18 protein-coding genes are annotated in these 20,519 nt (G+C 62.3%); 12 read left to right on the forward strand and 6 right to left on the reverse strand.

Features of this window, described 5'->3' with window-relative positions:
• Positions 1-173: 173 nt before the first annotated feature.
• The gene (locus HDE72_RS02950; protein ID WP_183737246.1) at positions 174-548 is read left to right on the forward strand and encodes a hypothetical protein; all 375 of its coding nucleotides are present in this window, start codon (positions 174-176) and stop codon (positions 546-548) included.
• 11 nt (positions 549-559) lie between these two features.
• On the opposite strand, the gene leuD is transcribed toward HDE72_RS02950, so the two are convergent.
• From leuD to HDE72_RS02965, 3 genes are read right to left on the reverse strand one after another with little or no spacing between them, the layout of a single operon-like run.
• Positions 560-1,177: a 3-isopropylmalate dehydratase small subunit gene (gene leuD / locus HDE72_RS02955; RefSeq protein ID WP_183737247.1), complete on the reverse strand. Its 618-nt coding sequence runs from the start codon at positions 1,175-1,177 to the stop codon at positions 560-562.
• Positions 1,178-1,185: 8 nt separating this feature from the next.
• Positions 1,186-2,613 carry a 3-isopropylmalate dehydratase large subunit gene (gene leuC / locus HDE72_RS02960; protein ID WP_183737248.1) on the reverse strand — a complete coding sequence of 476 codons (1,428 nt, stop codon included), beginning with the start codon at positions 2,611-2,613 and terminating at the stop codon, positions 1,186-1,188.
• Positions 2,610-3,512, reverse strand: a complete 903-nt coding sequence (locus tag HDE72_RS02965) for an alpha/beta fold hydrolase (RefSeq protein ID WP_183737249.1) — start codon at positions 3,510-3,512, stop codon at positions 2,610-2,612. Before HDE72_RS02965 ends, leuC begins: the two co-directional genes overlap by 4 nt.
• 113 nt (positions 3,513-3,625) lie before the next feature.
• Here HDE72_RS02965 and HDE72_RS02970 point away from each other — a divergent pair, with 113 nt between their 5' ends.
• The 9 genes from HDE72_RS02970 (at position 3,626) to hmgA (ending at position 13,038) form a co-directional block, all read left to right on the forward strand.
• Positions 3,626-4,531: a LysR family transcriptional regulator gene (locus HDE72_RS02970; protein ID WP_183737250.1), complete on the forward strand. Its 906-nt coding sequence runs from the start codon at positions 3,626-3,628 to the stop codon at positions 4,529-4,531.
• Positions 4,532-4,549: 18 nt separating this feature from the next.
• Complete coding sequence (locus tag HDE72_RS02975; protein ID WP_221291143.1) at positions 4,550-5,284, forward strand: winged helix-turn-helix domain-containing protein; 735 nt, start codon at positions 4,550-4,552, stop codon at positions 5,282-5,284.
• Positions 5,284-6,654 carry a sensor histidine kinase gene (locus tag HDE72_RS02980; RefSeq protein ID WP_183737251.1) on the forward strand — a complete coding sequence of 457 codons (1,371 nt, stop codon included), beginning with the start codon at positions 5,284-5,286 and terminating at the stop codon, positions 6,652-6,654. The genes HDE72_RS02975 and HDE72_RS02980 overlap by 1 nt, the downstream gene beginning before the upstream one ends.
• A gap of 185 nt (positions 6,655-6,839) precedes the next feature.
• Positions 6,840-7,802, forward strand: a complete 963-nt coding sequence (locus HDE72_RS02985; protein WP_183737252.1) for a VirK/YbjX family protein — start codon at positions 6,840-6,842, stop codon at positions 7,800-7,802.
• A gap of 101 nt (positions 7,803-7,903) precedes the next feature.
• Positions 7,904-8,878 (forward strand): porphobilinogen synthase, encoded by a 975-nt coding sequence (gene hemB, locus HDE72_RS02990; RefSeq protein WP_183737253.1) that lies wholly within the window; start codon positions 7,904-7,906, stop codon positions 8,876-8,878.
• Between the two features lie 81 nt (positions 8,879-8,959).
• A complete protein-coding gene (locus HDE72_RS02995; RefSeq protein WP_183737254.1) occupies positions 8,960-10,333 on the forward strand; it encodes an MBL fold metallo-hydrolase in 1,374 nt (457 codons plus the stop codon).
• Positions 10,334-10,374: 41 nt separating this feature from the next.
• Positions 10,375-10,887, forward strand: a complete 513-nt coding sequence (msrA, locus tag HDE72_RS03000; RefSeq protein WP_183737255.1) for a peptide-methionine (S)-S-oxide reductase MsrA — start codon at positions 10,375-10,377, stop codon at positions 10,885-10,887.
• Between the two features lie 320 nt (positions 10,888-11,207).
• Complete coding sequence (locus HDE72_RS03005) at positions 11,208-11,606, forward strand: DUF1842 domain-containing protein (protein ID WP_183737256.1); 399 nt, start codon at positions 11,208-11,210, stop codon at positions 11,604-11,606.
• 109 nt (positions 11,607-11,715) lie between these two features.
• Complete coding sequence (hmgA, locus tag HDE72_RS03010; protein WP_183737257.1) at positions 11,716-13,038, forward strand: homogentisate 1,2-dioxygenase; 1,323 nt, start codon at positions 11,716-11,718, stop codon at positions 13,036-13,038.
• On the opposite strand, the gene HDE72_RS27655 is transcribed toward hmgA, so the two are convergent.
• Positions 13,035-13,166, reverse strand: a complete 132-nt coding sequence (locus HDE72_RS27655) for a hypothetical protein (protein ID WP_260176406.1) — start codon at positions 13,164-13,166, stop codon at positions 13,035-13,037. The genes hmgA and HDE72_RS27655 overlap by 4 nt on opposite strands.
• A gap of 187 nt (positions 13,167-13,353) precedes the next feature.
• Here HDE72_RS27655 and HDE72_RS03015 point away from each other — a divergent pair, with 187 nt between their 5' ends.
• A complete protein-coding gene (locus HDE72_RS03015) occupies positions 13,354-16,035 on the forward strand; it encodes a polysaccharide deacetylase family protein (protein WP_183737258.1) in 2,682 nt (893 codons plus the stop codon).
• A 5-nt stretch (positions 16,036-16,040) separates the two neighbouring features.
• Here HDE72_RS03015 and HDE72_RS27930 read toward each other — a convergent pair whose 3' ends face one another.
• A complete protein-coding gene (locus HDE72_RS27930) occupies positions 16,041-17,204 on the reverse strand; it encodes a response regulator (protein ID WP_183737259.1) in 1,164 nt (387 codons plus the stop codon).
• A 97-nt stretch (positions 17,205-17,301) separates the two neighbouring features.
• On the opposite strand from HDE72_RS27930, the gene HDE72_RS03025 reads away from it, so the two are divergent.
• The gene (locus HDE72_RS03025; RefSeq protein WP_183737260.1) at positions 17,302-19,359 is read left to right on the forward strand and encodes a TonB-dependent receptor; all 2,058 of its coding nucleotides are present in this window, start codon (positions 17,302-17,304) and stop codon (positions 19,357-19,359) included.
• A 40-nt stretch (positions 19,360-19,399) separates the two neighbouring features.
• Here the strand turns inward: HDE72_RS03025 and HDE72_RS03030 are convergent, their stop codons facing one another.
• Positions 19,400-20,395, reverse strand: a complete 996-nt coding sequence (locus HDE72_RS03030; protein WP_183737261.1) for an IS481 family transposase — start codon at positions 20,393-20,395, stop codon at positions 19,400-19,402.
• Between the last annotated feature and the right edge of the window lie 124 nt (positions 20,396-20,519).

Raw genomic sequence — 20,519 nt, forward strand, 5'->3', positions numbered from 1 at the left:
TGACGCTGAGGGCCGCCGGCACGGGGCATCAACACCGTGTGCGCGGGCGCGGCCTATCATTGTCGAGGCCGTATTGTACCTGAGCCTGTGTGCTATCCGCTGATCGCTTGCCATCTTGTCTGGCGTGGGAATGCTGGTATAGTGATTCCTGACTTGATACTGGATAGTGATCGATGAAAAAGCTGGTTTGTGGCGCTGCCTTGCTGGCCGCTGGTTTTGCTGGTGCGCAGGCTCCTGCGCCTGTGCCGGCGGTGGAGACTCCGCCAGCTGCACCGCAATTGACGCAGCCGATGATACGTGACGCCGTGCACGCCGTGCTGGCGGAAGACGCCAAAGCCGCCGAGGGGCAGCCCGTGGTGCAGCAGGTGACGATACGCGCCGATAAATATGAAAAATTTGCCGCCGCCTTCAGTGAGGCGAAAGTGCCCGACTGCCTGCATGAAGACGGTTTGAAGCGCCAGCCGACCAATATCGGGCCGATCGGCCTGGGCGGCATCCTGGCGCTACCGTTCGTGGCGGTGGCCAAGCTGCGCGGCAAATGTAATTGACTACAAGATGACTACAAGACCCGTATCCACGGCTGCGCCGCCACGTGGCGCTGCTCGAACGCTACGATCTGCGGCATTGACTGCAGGGTCAGGGCGACCATGTCCATGCCATCGACCAGCATGCGGCGCGAGCGTGGCGCCAGCGCGAAGGGCGTGAGCGTGCCGTCCGGCGCGGTGATCGTCATCGCCAGCAGGTCGATCTCCAATGTTGGCTGCGCTGCCTGCGCCAGCGCGGCCACCAGCGCATCGATGGCGGCTTGCTCGAGCATGATGGGCAGCAAACGGTTATTGAGCGCATTGCCATAGAAGATTTCACCATAGCTGGGGGCGATCACGGCGGCGATGCCGAACTGCTGCAAACCCCATACGGCGTGTTCGCGGCTGGAACCGCAGCCGAAATTCGAGCCGGCGATCAGGATGCGCGTTGCCTCGTAACCCGGCTGGTTCAGGATGCAATCGGTGTGCGGCTGGCCATCACCATCGAAGCGCAGGTCATACAGCAAGCCCCGGTCCAGCCCTTGCTTGCTGATGGTGCGCAGGAATTGCTTGGGCATGATCTGGTCGGTGTCCAGGTTATCGATCAGCAGCGGCGCCGCCAGGCCGGCGATCCTTGTCAATTGTTCAGGCATGTGATTACTCATTGTGCGTGCTCCAGTGTGCGGACGTCGCTGATGACGCCCGTGATCGCGGCGGCGGCCGCCATCGCAGGACTCATCAGATGCGTGCGGCTGGCACGGCCCTGCCGTCCTTCGAAATTGCGGTTGGTGGTCGAGGCGCAGCGCTCCAGCGGCGACAAGACGTCGTCGTTCATGGCCAGGCACATCGAGCAGCCAGGCTGGCGCCACTCGAAACCGGCGGCGATGAAAATGTCGGCCAGGCCTTCCGCCTCGGCCTGGCGGCGCACGGCGCCCGATCCCGGCACCACCATGGCGCGCACCTTGTGCGCGACCTTGTGCGTGCCCACGATGGCGGCGGCGGCGCGCAAGTCTTCGATGCGGCTATTCGTGCACGAACCGATGAAGACGCGGTCGATCGGCAGACCCATGATGGGTTCGCCGGCTTGCAGGCCCATGTAGGCGAGCGCCTTGCGGGCCATTGCCGGTGCGTGCGGGTCCGCGCTGCCTGATGCATCATCGGGGCCGGGAATGCGCGCATTGACGGCCATGCCCTGGTCCGGGCTGGTGCCCCAGGTGACATAGGGCGCGACCTCGCTGGCGTCGAATACGTGTTCCAGGTCGAACACGGCGTTCGCATCGCTATGCAGTTCGTCCCACAGCGCCGGCAGGGCACCGTCGCGGAAGGGGGCGGCGTGGCTGCGCAGGTAGTCGCGCGTTGCGCTGTCTGGCGCGATCAGCGCGGCGCGGGCGCCTGCTTCCACCGCCATATTACACAAGGTCATGCGCGCCTCGACGGACAGCGCGGTGATGGCCGTGCCGCAGAATTCCACCGCATAACCGCGCGCGCCCTGTGCACCGAGGCGGTTGATCAGGTACAAGGTCAGGTCCTTGACCGAGGTGCCGCGCGCCAGCTGGCCATCAATGCGCACGCGCATGCTCTGCGCCACCCGGTAGACCAGCGTCTGCGTGGCCAGGATATGCTCGACTTCGGAAGTGCCCACGCCAAAGCCCAGCGCCCCCAGCGCGCCATAGGTGGTGGTGTGGCTGTCGCCGCACAGGATCACCATGCCGGGGCGCACCAGGCCCTGTTCCGGCGCGATGATGTGCTCAATGCCCTGGTCCATGTCATTGGTGTCGTACAGGCGGATGCCGTGGCGTTCGCAATTGCGGCGCAGATTGAGCGCCAGCAGGCTGGACGCCGGGTCGCCGATCACGCGCTGGCCGACCGCCAGCGGCGCGGTGGGAATGATGTGCGAGACGACCGCCAGTTGCTGGCCAGGGCGCAGCACGGCGCGCTGCTTGTCATGCAGGCTGCTGAAGGCTTGCGGACTGGTGTACTCGTTCATGATATGCAGGTCGGCGTACAGCAGCACGTGGTCCGCGTCGAGGTGTTCGACGGTGTGGCTATCGACCAGTTTCTGGTAAAGCGTGGCTGGCCGGGAGGTCATGGCTGGCTTTCAACAGGGGTTGGACCCAGCAGGAAGGGCAGGGTGGCGGCCAGCAGTCCGGCTGGATTTTCCTCGGGGATGTAATGGCCGCAGGGCAGGGCCTGGCCCTGTACCTGCTCGGCCAGCAGCTGCCATTCGGCCAGCGGGTCGAAGCAGCGCCCGACCACGCCATCGGCGCCCCACAGGGCCAGCATGGGGCAGGTGATGCGCTTGCCGGCGGCCAGGTCGGCCCGTTCATGGTCCAGGTCGATGCTGGCGCTGGCCCGGTAGTCTTCGCATATGCCATGGATGGTGGCCGGGTCGCGCAGGCAGCGCAGGTATTCGGCATACGCTTGCGGCGTGAATGGCGCCAGTCCGGCCGAACGGCCGCCTATGGTGTACTGCAGGTAGGCGTCCGGGTTGCCGCTCACCAGCAGCTCGGGGAACGGCGCCGGGCGTATCAGGAAAAACCAGTGGAAATAGCTGGTGGCGAACTCGCGGTCGGTTTTTTCATACATGGCCAGCGTGGGGGCGATGTCGAGCACCACCAACCGTGTTATGCGTTCAGGGTGGTCGAGCGCCATGCGGTAGGCGACCCGGCCGCCACGGTCATGCGCCATCACCAGGAAACGCTCAAAGCCCAGCAGCTGCATCAGCCGCACTTGTTCATTGCCCATCTCGCGCTTCGAATAATTGCTGTGATCAGGCAGACCGGCCGGCTTGCCGCTGTCGCCATAACCGCGCAGGTCGGCGGCGATCACCGTGAAGTGGCGTGCCAGCTGGGCCGCCACCTTGTGCCAGATGACGTGGGTTTGCGGGTGGCCGTGCAACAGCAGCAGGGCCGGGCCGGAACCGCCACGCACATAATGCACGGGCGAGCCATCGACATCTAGGGTGTGGGAAGTGAAATGCTCGAACATGGCGTCTCCTGCAAAACGTAAGTAGGGTGATGATTGGTATGCCTGCATTCTAGGATAGTTTTGCTGCGATATAATGTGCTCAAGATTAAGCCATTATTTCTTTGGAGTGAAGAATGAGTGCTGTTTCGGACCTGGCTTTCTTTGCCATGCTGGTCAAGCATGGCAGCATGGCGGCGGTGGCGCGCGAGATGGGCGTGACGCCGCCCGTGATCAGCAAGACCCTGGCCAGCCTGGAAGCGCGGCTGGGCGTGCGCCTGCTGAACCGCAGCACCCGGCGCATGAGCGTGACGCAGGAGGGTGAGTTGTATTTTGCGCAAGGCTCGCGCATCCTGGCTGAAATCGAGGAGCTGGAAAGCACGGTGGCGGCCAGCCGCGCCGCACCGCGTGGCCTGTTGCGCGTGAATGCCAGCATCGGTTTCGGGCGGCGCCATATCGGCCCGGCGATTACTGCGTTTGCACGCGAATATCCCGAGGTGGAAGTGCAACTGCAGGTCAGCGACCGGCCCGCCAACCTGGCCGATACGGCGTTCGATGTGGGCATCCGCATCGGCGCGTTGCCCGATTCGCGCCTGTATGCGCGCCGTATCGCGGCCAATGAGCGCTGGCTGTGCGCGGCGCCCCAGTATTTGCGCGGCAAACCGCCGCTTGCCGTGCCGCGCGACCTGGCACGCCACCAGTGCATCGTGCTGCGCGAAAATGACGCTGCCTATGGCCACTGGACCTTGTACCAGGGCCGGAACCAGGAAAGCGTCAAGGTGCGCGGCAAGCTCAGTACCAACCATGGCGAAATCGCGCTCGACTGGGCGCTGGACGGGCAGGGCATCGTGCAGCGATCGCAGTGGGATGTGGCGCCGTATCTGCGTTCGGGACGGCTGGTGCGCGTGCTGCCCGAGTGGAGTCTGGCGCCGGCCGACATCTTTGCCGTGTATCCGGAAAAGCTGAACCTGTCGGCCCGCGTGACGGCGTTTATCGATTTCCTGCAGCGTCATTTCGCCACCACCGCACGCCAGGACTGGTAAGCCGGCGCTGCCTGGCGTATGCTGCGCGTATTCACCGATTTACTCCATTTCTACAAGGAATACCCCGTGCGCTGCCTGGTCATCGAAGACGAAGCCGATACATCCCGTTATATCTGCGCCGGCTTGCGCGAGGCGGGCCACGACGTCACCGCCTGCGACAACGGCATCGACGGCATGCGCCTGGCCTGCGGCGAAGAATGGGATGCCCTGATACTGGACCGCTTGCTGCCCGGCGAGCTCGATGGCCTGGCCATCGTTGCGCGCCTGCGCGGCCTGGGCCGCAATACGCCGGTGCTGGTGCTGTCGGCGCTGTCGAGCGTCGACGAGCGCGTGCGCGGCCTGCGTAGCGGCGGCGACGATTATCTGTCCAAACCATTTGCGATTGCCGAACTGCTGGCGCGCATCGAGGCGCTGCTGCGCCGCGCCGCACCGGTGCCGGACGCCACCCAATTGCAGGTGGCCGACCTGGTGCTCGACATGCGCACCATGCGCGTGACGCGCGCCAACCGCCAGATTGCGCTGCAGCCGCGTGAATTTCGTTTGCTGGAATACCTGATGCGCCATCAGGGCCAGTCCGTCACGCGCGCCATGCTGCTCGAAGCCGTGTGGGATTATCATTTTGACCCGCAAACCAACGTCATCGACGTGCAGGTCAGCCGCCTGCGCACCAAGATTGACAAGGAGTTTTCCCCGCCGCTGATCCACACGGTGCGCGGCGTGGGCTATACGCTGGGCGTGCTGGATGGTGGCTAATGGCGGGACATAATATCCACCGCTCCATCGCGGCCCGATTGGCGCTGGGCTATGGCTTGCTGACGGCGCTGTCTATCGCCGTCGTCTGTGGCGTGTTCTATGTCGGCACCATCGGCGTGCTGGACCGCAGCGTGGACCACAAGCTGGTGGTGCTGTCCGGTCGCCTGGCCTCGCTGTACGATGTGAACGATGGCGGCGGCGCCGTGTCCGCTGAAATCGCCCATTTGCTGACCGACCGCACCGACAGCGATACCGAGATCTTTTTGCTGGTGGACGCCGATGGCAAGCGCATCTCGGGCAATCTGTCGGAATGGCCAGACCCCACCAGCCCGGTGGGCCGGCTGCTGCACCGCGAGGTGACGCGTGAAGGCCGGCGCGTGCCGGCGCGGCTGCTGATACGCGACCTCGACGGCGGTGCGCGTTTGTTCGTGGGCCGCGACATGGAAGAGGGCGAATCGATCCGCAGCCTGGTGGTGCGCTCGCTGGCCTTTGGCGGCGGCGCGGCCGTGCTGCTGGCGGTGGCCGGTGCGCTGCTGTTCCGGCGCCAGCTCGAAGCGCGTATCGGACGCATCCGCCGCACGGCGGCCGACATCGAGGCCGGTGACCTGAGCCAGCGCATCCCGGTGACCAGCGATGATGAATTCGGCTTGCTGAGCCGCGACATCAACCGCATGCTGGACCGCATCGAACATTTGATGGAAGGCGTGCGGCATGTGTCGAACGCGATTGCGCACGACTTGCGCACGCCGCTGGGCCGTATCCGCAACAAGCTCGATGGCGCCCTGCGTGTCGCTGCCGAGGTGCAGACGCGTGAAGGCCACGCACTGGCGGCGCAGGCGGCCATCGACGATATCGATGAACTGACCCGTGTATTCGACAAGCTGCTGCAGATCGCCGCTGCCGAATCGGGCATGCGGCCCGAAAATTTCAGCGACATCGATTTGCACCAGATCGGCGCCGACATCGTGGAAATGTATGAGGCCACGGCCGACGAGCGCGGCGTGCTGCTGGTGCAGATGTATGGTCAGGACGTGCCGGCGCGCGGCGACCGCAATTTGCTGGGCAGTGCGCTGGCCAGCCTGGTCGACAACGCCATCAAGTATGCGGGACCGGGGGCGACGGTGGAAGTGTCGGCCGGCACGGATGAAAATGGCAGCTGGCTGGCCGTGCGCGACAACGGCCCTGGCGTGCCGCCCGAAGAATTGCCGAAACTGACGCAGCGCTTTTATCGTCTCGACAAGAGCCGTCACTTGCCCGGCAATGGCCTGGGCCTGTCCATCGTGGCGGCCATCGCGGCCCTGCACGGCGGCAGCCTGGTGATCGAGGATGCGGCGCCTGGCCTGTGCATACGTTTGCGCCTGCTGCGTTAATTCATCAGTATTGCCAGTGTCATTGTTGTGCATTGGCACATTACCAACTTGTAACCCCTGTCTTTTCAACAGCCACCTATCATCGGCGCTACCTGGCGTAGAGCGGCTTTGATTGGTGGCTGTCTGCGCCGGGCCGCACGCGGCCGATGCCGCGCTTATTTCGCTGTTCGCCGCAGAGACGTTTCATGCCTACTTTTACCGTTACCGGGGAGCGCATCGCGCTGCCAGCACCGCGCCAGCATGGCCACCGCATCAAGGCCGCGCTGGGCGCCCTGGTATTTCCCTTGCAGCGCGCGCGCTGGCAAGCCTTTGTCGAGGACTTGCCTGGCCTGATGGCGCTGGCGCAATCGCATCCCAGCCTGCTGTACAAGATTTATCGTCCTTACGCGAGCCGCCATCTGGGCTGCTCGGCCAGGGTCGCGCTGCTGCAGGGCCATTATCAGTTTCTGTGGCAGGCGGGTGCCCGTCCGCTGGTGGAATACGCGGCGCGGCGCGCGCTGGTGCTGGCCAATATCGAAGGCAAGGACGGTTTGATCTACCGCTTGCAGCTGACTGCCATCCATGACAGCCACCGTGAAGGTGAGCTGTGCCTGCGCCTGACGCGCGACGGCGTGTCGCTCTACCTGGCCAGTTTTGTATTCCTGCCGCAGGCTGGCAGCGCTGTCATCCAGCTGGGCGCCATCCAGGGGCTGCGCTCGCAGGCCGGTGCACAATCGATCCGCGAGGCCACGCGCGCGCTGCATGGCTGCCGGCCGAAAAACCTGATGGTGGCGGCCTTGCGCGACCTGGGCGACTTTTTCGGCTGTGGCGAGCTGGCGCTGGTCAGCAATGCCAATCGCATCGCCCTGAACGCACGCCGGCGCCGGCAGATATCGGCCGACTACGACCTGACGTGGCAGGAAATGCACGCCACGCCGGATGGCGACGGTAATTACCGGATGCCCTGCAGTCCTTGCAGGGCGCCAGACCTGTCCCAGGTGGCGTCGAAGAAGCGCGCTTGTGCGCGCCGCCGCGGCGCCATGCTGGTGCAAATGGGCAGCGACATGCGCTGGCAGTTGTCGGCCTTGCTGACGACGCCGGCTGGCGCCAGTTCGCGAGCTTGCACTGTGGCGCGCACGTCCTGGCCGCCGCTCGCCAGTATTTTCTGAGCTGTGTCTTGACCATGGCGCGTTTTTCGGCACGGCGCCAGGCAAAAGCGCCGCGATGGGCGTATACTTGCCGGCATTCTTAACCTGAAGCCAGTCACCCCATGCCAGCAACTTTCCCTACTTCGCGCATGCGCCGCCTGCGCGCAACGCCCCAACTGCGCGAACTGTTCCGCGAAACCGACATCAACGCGCGCGATCTGGTCCTGCCTATCTTCGTCGATGAAGGCAGCAGCGACTTTATCGAGATCGCTTCCATGCCCGGCGTGCGCCGCATCCCTGAAGCGAAGCTGGCGCAGGAAGTCGAGCGCTATGCGCGCGCAGGCCTGCGTTCGGTCATGACCTTCGGTATTTCGCACCACAAGGATGGCCAGGGCAGCGACACCCTGAACCCGGACGGCCTGGTGGCGCGCATGTCGCGCATCATCAAGGACGCCGTGCCCGAGATGGTGGTCATGTCCGACACCTGCTTTTGCGAATACACGGACCACGGCCATTGCGGCATCCTGCATGGCGACACGGTGGACAATGACAGCACCGTGCTCAACCTGGGCAAGCAGGCCGTGATCGCCGCGCAGGCGGGCGCCGACATCATCGCGCCCTCGGCAGCCATGGATGGCCAGGTAGCCGCGATTCGCAGCGCACTCGATGCGGCCGGTTTCCACGACACCCCCGTGATGGCGTATTCGACCAAGTTCGCTTCTGGCCTGTATGGCCCGTTCCGCGACGCGGCCGGCAGCACCCTGAAGGGCGACCGTAAAACCTACCAGATGGACCCGATGAACCGCCGCGAAGCGATCCGAGAGTCCTTGATCGACGAAGCCGAAGGCGCCGACGCGCTGATGGTCAAGCCGGCCGGCGCCTACCTGGACATCATCCGCGACCTGCGCGAAGTGACGCGTTTGCCGATCGGCGCCTACCAGGTCAGCGGCGAATACGCGATGATCAAGTTTGCCGCCCAGGCAGGCGCCATCGACGAGCGCCGCGTGGTGCAGGAAACCCTGGGCGCCATCAAGCGCGCGGGCGCCGACATGATCTTTACGTATTTCGCGATGGATGTGCTGAACAATCCCTACTAAGCAAGCAGAGATAGGGGGCAGGGCGCGCCATTTCCGCTATGATGGCGCGCTGTTGATAGCGATGTTGATAATAAGCTGCCCATGTCCCTGAAAATCTCCCGTATCCTGCACGCCGGTTATGTCTTCGAAAACGATGGCACGTCCATCGCCTTCGATCCCATCGTTGAAAACCCGTTCAGCCGCAACTGCCACGCCTTTCCCTCCGTGCGCTTCGAGCTGGAACAGGTGCGCAGCCTGCGCCTCGATGCGATCTTTATCTCGCACCTGCACGACGATCATCTGTCGCTCGACAGCCTCGATCAGTTCGACCGCAGCACGCCGATTTATCTGTATTGCGTCTTCGACGAGCTGTTCGCGATGATCAAAGCGCTGGGTTTTGCACAGGTGCAGCGCCTGCAGGTCGATCTGCCGGTACAGGTGGGCAGCATCGAGATCATTCCGCGCCGCGCGCTCGATGACGATGTCGACTCCCTGTTCCAGGTACGGGCGGCGGGCTTGAATGTCCTGAACGTGGTCGATTCCTGGATCGGCCCCGAAACCATCGCGCAACTGGCGGCCTACGCGCCATGGGACATGGTCTTGTGGCCCTTCCAGACCATGCGTGAAATCGCCGTGATCGCGCCATCGCGCGCTGGCATGGATACAGGACCGGTGGAGCTGCCCGACGACTGGGCGCCGCAGCTGCGCGCGCTGGCGCCGCGCTACATCGTGCCCAGCTCCTGCCAGTTCGTGCAGGAAGACTGGTCCTGGTATAACCACGCCATGTTCCCCGTCACCTACCGCCAGTTTGCGCAGGAAATCGGCGCCGCGCTGCCGGACGCGCATATTCTCAGGCTCGATCCTTCCACCTCCGTGCTGCTCGATAGCGAAGGCTTGACGCCAGCTGCGCCGCTGCCCTGGGTGATCCCCGTGGGGCCGCAGGATATCGATTTCGATTACCGGCCCGGTTTGATCCCACCTTCTACTGCCGATATCGCGCGCCGCTTCGCGCCCTTGAGCGAGCCTGACGCCGCGCTGGTGCTGGATTTTTGCCGTGACGGCTTGCTGCAGCGCTACCGCGACATGGAGCTGGCCGAGGACAGCTATTTCCAGGCGCCGCGCTTATGGCGCTTGTCGCTGTACGGCCATGACGGTGACGCCACGGTGCTGTATTACCGCACGCATGGCGACCAGATCGTGCTGGCGGATCAGACGGACGAGGCGCCCGGCTGGACCACCGAGCTGCCGCTGGTAAAGTGCCATGCGGCGCTGGTGCTGGGCGAATCGCTGACGTCGATGTATATGCGCATCAACGATCATGCGTTCGACGCGGCCACCCAGGCGCTGCTCGACGAAGCCGATATCGTTGACGACCCTTTGATACGCTGTTTGTTCAACGACGCCATCGGCGCTTACCAGGCGGCGCAGCTAGAGCGTTTGCTGGCACGTCCAGCCGAAAAATCCACGACACGGTAAGATAGCTGTTTTACGCATTGTTGAACAAGGAATTGACTACCATGGCACATGACAACAACACTGAAACCGCGATCCTGGCAGGCGGCTGCTTCTGGGGCGTGCAAGACTTGCTGCGCCGTTATCCTGGTGTGCTGGCCACGCGCGTGGGCTACAGCGGCGGCGACGTGGCCAACGCCACCTACCGCAACCATGGCACGCATGCCGAAGCGATTGAAATCGTCTTCGACCCGGCCGTCATCAGCTATCGCAAGATCCTCGAATTCTTCTTCCAGATCCATGATCCCAGCACGGTGGACCGCCAGGGCAATGACCTGGGCAGCAGCTACCGCTCGGCCATTTTCTACACCAGCGAAGCGCAAAAGCAGGTGGCGCAGGACACCATCCGTGATGTCGATGCTTCCGGCCTGTGGCCAGCCAAGGTCGTGACGCAAGTCGAAGCGGCCGGCCCGTTCTGGCAAGCGGAACCCGAGCATCAGGATTACCTGGAGCGTCTGCCAAATGGCTATACCTGCCATTTCGTGCGCCCGGACTGGGTGCTGCCGCAGCGCGGCTAACAAAGTCTGCTCGTTTTAGCTGGACGCCCGCTTAGCCGGGCGTTTTCATTTCTGATCTTCATCAACACAATGTTTGCGCCAGATCCAGGGGCATCACTCCGGTTGATGCCAGCAAATCGCTTCGACATGGGCGTGCATAAAATTTCCGGAATACAAGGAAATAATGTGAGTATATTGACATGAAATTACCGCCTATGATGGTTGTTGAGTACCGAATGCATGCCACGCAGTCCAGGCATCGGCAAGGCGGATAGCCAGCGCCTGTCGCAATCCGCGATCTCCCTACGGCTCAGGAATCATCACCCCAAAAGGAGTAGATAATGGCAACACCTGAACAGAACGTGGTCGAACACCTGTATCTGACGGCCGGTAATCTGGGCTTGCCCGGCGCCCCGATCCTGAATCTGGCTGTGCTGTACAACTCGGCCGATGGTGCGCTGAGCGGCGAGGCGCTGATTGCACAGGCCATCGCTCCACCCAATGGCCGCGTGGTGATCCGTCCCGTCAGCGGCCAGGCGCACGGACTGGGTTTGCAGCATTACACCCGCGCGTTCACCCTGAGCGGCGAATACACGGTATCCGTGCCGCCACCCGCCATTGGTACCTATCTGGCCAAGTTCACTGCCACCTTCGTCACCGATAATGACTGGACAGGCCGTGGCACTTTCACCTATGGCGATCAGACCGTGAAGGATGTGCCGATCAAGAAACGCGGCTAATTCCGACTGTCAGCGGCGGCGTCCCTGCTGGGGCGCCGCCGTTTTTACGTCTGTTCTCCCGATTGAAAAGCGGCGTATCATGAGCGAAAAAGTTCATGGAGGAGACAGCATGCATCATCAGCGACAGGGTAGCAGCACGACCGCGGCGCGCTATCAAAGCGGTTTTGGCAACGAGTTTGCCACCGAGGCCATCCCTGGCGCCTTGCCGCAAGGGCAGAATGCGCCGCAGCGCGCGCCTTTCGGGCTGTATGCGGAACAGTTGTCGGGCACGGCCTTCACGGCGCCGCGTGCGCAAAACCGGCGCTCCTGGCTGTACCGCATCCGGCCCGCCAGCCAGCACCGGCCGTTCACCCCCTTGGAAAATACCCGCATCGTCAGCGATTTTCATGCCATGCCACCGACGCCGCCCAACCAGCTGCGCTGGAATCCTTTGCCGCTGCCGCCGCTGCAGATTGAAACGGATTTCATCGATGGCCTGGTGACGATGGCGGGCAATGGCAGCGCCGAGGCGATGAGCGGCTGCGCGATACACCTGTATGCAGCCAACCGGGCTATGCAGCGCTGTTTTTATTCGGCCGATGGCGAGTGGCTGATCGTGCCGCAGCAGGGCAGGCTGTCCATTTTTACCGAGCTGGGATTGATCGAAGTCGAACCGCAGGAAATCGCCGTCATCCCGCGCGGCATGCGCTTTCGCGTCAGCCTGCCGGACGGCCAGGCGCGCGGTTATATCTGCGAGAACTTTGGCGCCGCTTTCCGCCTGCCTGAGCTGGGACCGATCGGATCGAACGGCCTGGCCAATGCGCGCGATTTTCTCACGCCCCATGCGGCCTATGAAGATGTCGACGGCGAGTGTGAACTGATCGCCAAGTTTGGCGGCCATCTGTGGCGCACGGTGCTCGATCACTCACCGCTGGACGTGGTGGCCTGGCATGGCAATTATGCGCCGTATAAATACGATTTGCGCCGCTTCAATACCATAGGCTCGATCAGCTATGACCATCCCGACCCATCGATTTTCCTGGTATTGCAGGCGCCCAGCGACAACCCGCAGCTCGGTGCGATCGACTTTGCGATATTTCCGCCACGCTGGCTGGCCGCCGAGCACACTTTCCGTCCGCCCTGGTTTCACCGCAACGTGGCCAGCGAATTCATGGGCCTGATCCATGGTGTGTATGACGCCAAGGCGGCCGGCTTCGTGCCGGGCGGCGCCAGCCTGCACAATTGCATGTCGGGCCACGGCCCCGATGCACAAACGTTTGAAAAAGCCTCGCACAGCGATACGGCCACGCCGCTGAAAGTGGGCGACACCATGGCCTTCATGTTTGAAACGCGCAGCATGATCAGGCCTACGCCGTTTGCGCTCGATGGCGGCTTGCTGCAAACCGATTATTTTGAATGCTGGCAGGGGCTGCGCAAGCATTTTCTTCCTTAGTCTTCTTCATCCCAGGTGGTAGCCGATGCCGACGCAAACGCTACCCCGTCACCGGCATGCGCGCGCAGTTGCAGCAGCATCAGCGCCATGCCCAGCATCAGCGCGCCTGCGCAAAGTTTCTTTTTCATCGACTGTCCTGTCCCAGAGTGTTGGTGTTGCAGTGCGGCATATGTTTCTTTACACACATCTTCTATTATATTGCTACTTCCATCAGAGCGGGCTGATCAAATTGCCAAGCGTGTTCTACAATAACGGGCCTTGTGCGTTTGCACTACATTAATTTGCTCAATAGTATGTGAAGGGAATGACTAGCCTGTGACTTCCAAGCCGATCAAGATAGCCGCCACCGTGATCGTGGCGCTGGCCGCCGGTGCCGGCATCTACACGTTCATGCGTCCTGCCGCGACCGCCTCCCATGCCGGCGCTCCTGCCGCAACGCCGCAAGGCGCCGTGGATGCGGTTGCCATTTCGGCGCAATTGCGCGATTTGCTGGCCAATTTCCGCAAGATCATCGTCTTGCTGGCCGATGAGCAAGCGCTGCCGGACGGCGCCCGCGACGAGGCGCGCAAAGTGGGGCAAAGCCTGTTCCATGAAAACCAGGAACGCATGACCAAGCTGGACGCCATGCTGGACCAGTTGACGGCGTCCGGCAATCCGGGCCGCTTCGAGGCGCTCGACGGTTTGCTGACGTATATCGAATCCGATCCCGGCCTGTACGATGCCGACCGGCTGGCCTTCCGCGAGCTGCTGCAAAGCATGCTGGCCGACGTGGCCAGGGATAGCTCCTTGCCGGCGATCAAGGTGCACAAGCGCATTTCGGAAGACCTCGATGCACTGGGCGAGATCGAGCGCAATTATGAAAAGGAAATCCGCCAGATCTTCGGCAACCTGGGCCAGCGCGCCATCGAACTCAAGCGCGAGCGCTGGGACGATTATGTGGTCCACCTGAAAAAACTGTATAACCGCGAGCAGATACTCAAGGAAAACGGCGTCGTCGTGCCTTATGCCGTGCCACCGGGCGGCGCCGTTCCTGATGCTAAGCCAGAGGTGAAGAAGGACGAAGCGGAAATCTTCGGCCTGGGCTTGCCGAAGAAAACCATCGTACTGAGCTTTGACGACGGCCCGCACCGCCGCTACACGGAAGAAATCAGCGCGATCCTGAAGCAATATGGCGTGCCGGCCGTGTTCTTCAACGTGGGCCGCAACCTGGGAACGCTGGATGCCGAAGGCCATGCCAAGCTGGGCGCCAACGCGGAAGTCTCCCGCAAGCTGATGGCCGAAGGTTATGCCGTGGGCAACCATAGTTTCAGTCATGCACAATTATCCAAGGAAACGGGCGACAAGCTGAAGGGCGAAATCCTCGGCACCGATACTTTATTAAAAGCCATCAGCCCGGACCGCGCCGCGCTGTTCCGCTTCCCCTATGGCGCGCGCAATAGCGAAGGCATGGCCGCGCTGGCCAATGCCCACCTGAAATCGGTGATGTGGAATATCGATTCGCTGGACTGGGCCGATCCCGTGCCCAGCTCCATCACGAACCGGGTGCTGGCGTCCGTCGACAAGGCAGGGCGCGGCATCATCCTGTTCCACGACATCCATGAGCGCACGGTAAAAGCCTTGCCGGCCGTGCTCGATCGCCTGGTGGCGGAAGGCTATCAATTCGCGGCTTGGGACGGCAGCAGTTTCCAGGTGGCGAAAAGCACGGCGCCTGCAGCTGAAAAAGTGCCTGTCAGCACCGGTTACGCCAATTCCTGGGCGGTGGTGATCGGCATCGATGATTACGCCAGGTGGCCCAAGCTGCAATATGCGGTGCGCGACGCCCAGAGCGTGCGTGAAACCCTGATCGACAAGTTCGGCTTCGCAGCCGAGCGCGTGGTGACCCTGAAAAACGCGGAAGCGACGCGCAATAATATTTTGGCGGCCTTCCACGACAAGCTGGCCCATGGCGGCGTGCAGCGTAATGACCGCATCTTCGTCTTTTTTGCCGGCCACGGCGCCACGCGCAAACTCAGTTCGGGGCGCGACCTTGGCTATATCGTGCCGGTCGATTCCGACCCGGCGCAGTTCGCCACGGATGCGATACCGATGACGGAAATCCAGAATATCGCCGAAAGCCTGACGGCCAAGCATGCCTTTTTTGTGATGGATGCCTGTTACAGCGGCCTGGGCCTGACGCGCGGCGCCGGTTCCAGCAACTTTTTGCGCGATAACGCCAAGCGCATCGGCCGGCAAATGCTGACGGCGGGCGGCGGCGACCAGCTGGTGGCCGATGGCGGCCCGAATGGCCATTCGGTGTTTACCTGGACCTTGCTGCAAGGCCTGGCTGGCAAGGCGGACCTGAATGGCGACGGCTTGATCACGGCCACCGAACTGGCGGCCTATGTGGCGCCGGCGGTGTCCAGCGTATCGAACCAGACACCGGCCTTTGGCAGTCTGCCCGGTTCGGAAGGGGGCGACTTCGTGTTTGAATTGCCGGCTGAAACGGAATTCCTCAGCCCGAACACGATGCAGCTGTCGACGGAAGCGATTGCCCTGAACAGCAAGCTGGACGCCAAACCGGCGGCAGCCAGCGTGACGGTCAAGGATTTGCAGGGCGGCGAGCAAAAGATCGTCACCCCAAGCGCCGTGCCGACCTCGGCGCGCCAGCTGGCGCAAAGGGCCAACGACCGGGGCTTGCAGCTGTACAAGGAAAAGCAGTATGCACAAGCGGAAGCGCAATTTACGGAAGCGCTGAAACTGCGGCCTGACTTTGCACTGGCGGCCAATAACCTGGGCTTTGTTTTTTACAAGCAGGAAAAGTACCGCGAAGCGGCCCGCTGGTTTGAAAACACCGTCAAGATGGACCCGTCGCGCGCGATTGCCTATCTGAACCTGGGCGATGCCCACGCCAGGGCGGGCGATGCGGCCAAGGCCAGGGCGGCTTACCAGACCTATCTGGAACTGGCGCCCACGTCGGCCACGGCGCCGGCCGTGCGGCAAAAGATGGAGAAGCTGTAGCCGTATCAGGGTTCGGTGCGCAGCAGCTTGTTGATGGCGGCCAATAAGCTGGTGCCCGAGGTGGTGATGAAGCGCGCGCCGGCCGCCGCCGCCTCCGTGCTGTAGAGGGCAGCCGTGTCCTTGTTGCAATAGATGATGACAGGCAGCTCAGGCTTGAGCTGGCGTGCCTCGCGTACCGTGTGCACGCCGGCATCTTTGACGGCGCTGCCATTTTCCAGGCGCGCCATGTCCGTGATCATCAGGTCATAGGCTTTCTTTTGCAGCATGGCCAGCGCCTGCCGGCTCGCCACGGCCTGGTCGACCTTGATATTGTCCCTTTCCAGCTGCTCCACCAGCAAGGTGTTCTTACTCGGATGGTCGTCCACCCATAGCAGATTGTTCAGCGGCTTGACCGCTGCAGGCAAGCTGGCCATGGCGGACACGGCGTCCGCGCCACCTGGCGGCGGCGCCACCAGCAGCCGCGTCACCGCTTCCTGCAAGTCGTCTAGCGATTTCTGCTGCAAACGGCTCAGTTCTGCGACGTCGATTTCCTTGCCGCTTTCCAGGCGTACCGACGCATTCTTGACGATGCTATCGGCCCGCTTGATGATGATGGACAGGTAGATGCGCGTCAGCAGATAGCCGATCAGGAAGCCATGCACGGAAAAAAACAGCATGATGCCGCCCACCACGGCCATGCCGGTAGGCGCATCGACGCCCAGGCTGGGCGCGATGAAGGCCGCGATACTGCGGGCCGTGGCCGGCAGCGACTTGAGTTCGATCAAGCCCACGCCGACGATGATCTTGGTCAGCCAGTCCGACACTTCCACCAGGTTGGAATTGATTTCCATCGGCGTCGGCGTGCCGAGGAACATCGTATTGCTGCTATTGCCCGGGCCAGTGCTGCTGGCAGGAGCGCCGTCGCTGGCCCGCGTTTCGGGCGGCGCGACATTGACCGTGCCCGACGGCAGGGTGCGCGGTATGCCGAATAAAAATCCCAGCAACATGCCGCTGACGCAAAAACCCAGGCTCCACAACAGGGCGGGCACGGCCCGGTATTGCGGCGCCAGCGCGGCGCCGGCGATCACGGCAACGATTCCCGCTAGCAAGATCGATAGCAGTATCAGCGGCAGCACGTCTTTTTTGCGGGGAGTGCTGTCTTGCCCGCCGATCTTGTTGTTGGTGTTCACAAAAGCTCCTGAATTTGCTGACAATATTGAATCCGGAAAAGACCGGACTGCGTATATAGTTGGGGTGGCTGCTTTCATCATAAAAACTGGGGATGCGATGCGATTGATAAAAAGCAAACTGGCGGCAGCTTTAAGCCTGGCCCTGCTGGCCATGGCCTCTGATGCTGCAGCCGAGCTAGAAGATGAGGGGCGCACGGTCAGGGTCACTGGCCACTATGACAACGCCGTCGGCACCTCGGATGCGGCCAGCCAGGGCGTCATTACTACTGATCTGATTGTCAACCGGCCTGCCTTGCGCACCGGTGAATTGCTGGAATTCGTGCCGGGACTGATCGTCACCCAGCATAGCGGCGACGGCAAGGCCAACCAGTATTTCCTGCGCGGCTTTAATCTCGACCATGGCACCGACTTCGCCACCTATGTCGACGGCATGCCCGTCAACATGCGCACGCATGCACATGGGCAAGGCTATTCCGACCTCAATTTCCTGATCCCTGAACTGGTGCAGCGCATCGATTACAAGAAGGGACCGTATTTTGCCAGCGAAGGCGATTTCGCCTCGGCCGGCAGCGCCCATATCCGCCTGGCCGACAAACTGGCGCAAGGGCAGGCCAGCATCTCCGTCGGCCAGCATGGCTACCTGCGGGGCGTGGTGGCCGATTCCGTCGATGCGGGGCCAGGCACCTTGCTGTACGGCCTGGAAGTAAACCGCAACAATGGCCCCTGGGATAGTCCGGAACACGTCAGAAAATACAGCGGGGTGCTGCGCTACAGCCAGGGCACGCAGGATGATGGCTACAGCGTGACCGCCATGGCGTATCAAAACAGCTGGAATTCCACCGACCAGATCCCGCAGCGCGCGGTAGACGCCGGCCTGATCGGCCGCTTTGGCGCGCTCGACCCCAGCGATGGCGGCAATACGGCGCGCTACAGCCTGTCCTACGCCATGCGCAAGCGCAGCGACAACCGCCTGTTTGAATTCGACGCCTATGTAATCCGTTCGCGGCTGGACCTGTACAGCGACTTCACGTATTTCCTGAATAATCCCGAGCAGGGCGACCAGTTCCAGCAAAGCGAACGGCGCACGGTGGCCGGTTTCAACGCCAGTGAAAGCTGGAACACGCAATTGGCGGGCCTGCCCATGCGCAACAAGCTGGGCCTGCAAGGCCGTTATGACTGGCTCTCGCCGGTGGGCCTGTACGACACGCTTGACCGCGTGCGGCAAAGCACGGTGCGCGAAGATGCGGTGCGCGAGGGCAGCCTGGGCCTGTATGGTGAAAACACCGTGCAATGGCTGCCGTGGCTGCGTTCGGTGGCGGGCGTGCGGTATGACGCTTACCGTTTCAATGTGAACAGCAGCATAGACGGCAATAGCGGCGCGGCCAGCGACCATGTGGCCTCGCCCAAGCTGTCCCTGATCTTCGGTCCCTGGAGCAAGACCGAGTTGTTTGCCAACTATGGCAAGGGCTTTCACAGCAATGACGCGCGCGGCACCACGCAAACGCGCTTGCCGGACGGCGGCGTTTCGACACCCGTCACGCCGCTGGTGCCCACCAAGGGCATGGAACTGGGGGCGCGCACGGAATGGCTGCCGGGCTTGCAAAGTTCGCTGGCCCTGTGGCGCCTCGATATCGCGTCGGAACTGCTGTTCGTGGGTGACGCCGGGGAGACGGAACCGAGCCGCGCCAGCCGCCGCCACGGCATCGAGTGGAATAACCATTATATTGCCGCGCCCTGGCTGCTGTTCGACCTGGACCTGGCCGCCTCGCGTTCCCGCTATACGCAGGACGACCCGGTCGGTAACTATATCCCTGGTTCCATCGACAAGGTGGCTTCGTTTGGCGTGACGGTGAGCGACCAGGGGCCATGGTCGGGCGCCTTCCAGCTGCGCTACTTCGGTCCGCGTCCGCTGATCGAAGACAACTCCGTGCGCTCGGCCTCGACCACCCTGGCGTATGCGCGCGTGGGCTACCAGCTCAACCGCAAGACGCGCATCTCGCTCGACGTTTTTAATTTGTTCGACAAGCAGGCCAGCGACATCGATTATTACTACGCCTCGCGCCTGCCCGGCGAAGCGGACGATGGCGTGAACGACCGGCATTTTCATCCGGTCGAACCGAGGTCGGTGCGTTTGACCGTGGGGTATGCTTTTTAAGATGGGTAGGCGGCATCTACAAGATTGGAAAACAGACCACTTAATTGTCAAGACCCGCTTGGTTATAAACGCGTTTAACGAATAATTCCGGCTTTTCCGCCTGCCATTTCTTCATCGCCTGCACCGGCGTTTCGTTATTCAAAGCGCGTTGTGGAATGTTGTGGTTATAGATTTTGAGGTAATTGCGCAGCGTCGATTCAAGTTCGGCCCTGGAAGCGAAACGGGTCTGGTTGACGATCTCGCTGATGCGGCCATTGAAGCGTTCGACCATGCCGTTGGTCTGCGGATGGCGTGGCGGAATCAGGCGGTGCTCGATCGCCAGCTGCTTGCACAGCACGTCAAATGCATGCTTGCCGCTGGGAATCCGGTCGCCCGTTTCCGGGTCTTTCTGCTTACTGGTAAAGCGGTCGGTGAACTGGCTACCATTGTCGGTGAGCAGCTTGACGATGGCGACCGGGCAGGCTTTGTTAAGCTTGATCAGGAAGTCGGTGCTGCTGCTGTCGGACTGGTCGGCATAGATCTCCATGAAGACCCAGCGCGTGGCGCGGTCGATGGCGACGAACAGGTAACGGCGCTCCGTTTCGTCTGGCATCTGCGGCAAGTACTTGATATCCATATGTAAAAAGCCGGGCTCGTAGTCCTTGAACGACTTCTTGGTGACCGGCTTGTCGCCTTCCCGTGCGGCCAGTGCGAGCAGGCTCGAGACGCCGTGGCGGCGCAGGCAGCGGCCCAGGCCAGCACGCGAGACGGCCGGATTGATGAACTCGCGGGTGACGCTCAACAGGTCATCAGTGGGCAATAACAGCGTGCGGCGCAACTCCACGACGACCAGCTCTTGCTCTGGTGTCAGCGTGGTGCGCATCGTATTGGGCCGATGTGACGCATCATCGACGCTGTCCCGGTCCTGCCACTTGCGTATGGTCTGGCGGCTGACGTTGTACAACCTGGCCAACTCGGCTTGGGACAGCGTGGATTTCTTGATTTCTTCCCGGATCAGGTGGGTGGTCCGGGCGCGGCTATGCAAGGCTTGGGTCATGTGAAGGCTGCTGATTGAGGTTGTCTAACAGTGTACGCAAAACGTATCTGGCTTTGAAGAGCGGCCAGTGACGAGAGGGTACATAATCACACGACTCTAGACACTTAATAAAGGCAGTAATTCC

Source organism: Janthinobacterium saanense (genome assembly GCF_014200675.1).
In the GTDB taxonomy this organism is placed as follows: domain Bacteria; phylum Pseudomonadota; class Gammaproteobacteria; order Burkholderiales; family Burkholderiaceae_D; genus Janthinobacterium.

Excerpts from the sequence above, each read along its gene's own strand:
- HDE72_RS02950 (WP_183737246.1), top strand. The coding sequence starts at position 174 with ATGAAAAAGCTGGTTTGTGGCGCTGCCTTGCTGGCCGCTGGTTTTGCT.
- leuD (WP_183737247.1), bottom strand. The coding sequence starts at position 1,177 with ATGCCTGAACAATTGACAAGGATCGCCGGCCTGGCGGCGCCGCTGCTG.
- leuC (WP_183737248.1), bottom strand. The coding sequence starts at position 2,613 with ATGACCTCCCGGCCAGCCACGCTTTACCAGAAACTGGTCGATAGCCAC.
- HDE72_RS02965 (WP_183737249.1), bottom strand. The coding sequence starts at position 3,512 with ATGTTCGAGCATTTCACTTCCCACACCCTAGATGTCGATGGCTCGCCC.
- HDE72_RS02970 (WP_183737250.1), top strand. The coding sequence starts at position 3,626 with ATGAGTGCTGTTTCGGACCTGGCTTTCTTTGCCATGCTGGTCAAGCAT.
- HDE72_RS02975 (WP_221291143.1), top strand. The coding sequence starts at position 4,550 with ATGCTGCGCGTATTCACCGATTTACTCCATTTCTACAAGGAATACCCC.
- HDE72_RS02980 (WP_183737251.1), top strand. The coding sequence starts at position 5,284 with ATGGCGGGACATAATATCCACCGCTCCATCGCGGCCCGATTGGCGCTG.
- HDE72_RS02985 (WP_183737252.1), top strand. The coding sequence starts at position 6,840 with ATGCCTACTTTTACCGTTACCGGGGAGCGCATCGCGCTGCCAGCACCG.
- hemB (WP_183737253.1), top strand. The coding sequence starts at position 7,904 with ATGCCAGCAACTTTCCCTACTTCGCGCATGCGCCGCCTGCGCGCAACG.
- HDE72_RS02995 (WP_183737254.1), top strand. The coding sequence starts at position 8,960 with ATGTCCCTGAAAATCTCCCGTATCCTGCACGCCGGTTATGTCTTCGAA.
- msrA (WP_183737255.1), top strand. The coding sequence starts at position 10,375 with ATGGCACATGACAACAACACTGAAACCGCGATCCTGGCAGGCGGCTGC.
- HDE72_RS03005 (WP_183737256.1), top strand. The coding sequence starts at position 11,208 with ATGGCAACACCTGAACAGAACGTGGTCGAACACCTGTATCTGACGGCC.
- hmgA (WP_183737257.1), top strand. The coding sequence starts at position 11,716 with ATGCATCATCAGCGACAGGGTAGCAGCACGACCGCGGCGCGCTATCAA.
- HDE72_RS27655 (WP_260176406.1), bottom strand. The coding sequence starts at position 13,166 with ATGAAAAAGAAACTTTGCGCAGGCGCGCTGATGCTGGGCATGGCGCTG.
- HDE72_RS03025 (WP_183737260.1), top strand. The coding sequence starts at position 17,302 with ATGCGATTGATAAAAAGCAAACTGGCGGCAGCTTTAAGCCTGGCCCTG.
- HDE72_RS03030 (WP_183737261.1), bottom strand. The coding sequence starts at position 20,395 with ATGACCCAAGCCTTGCATAGCCGCGCCCGGACCACCCACCTGATCCGG.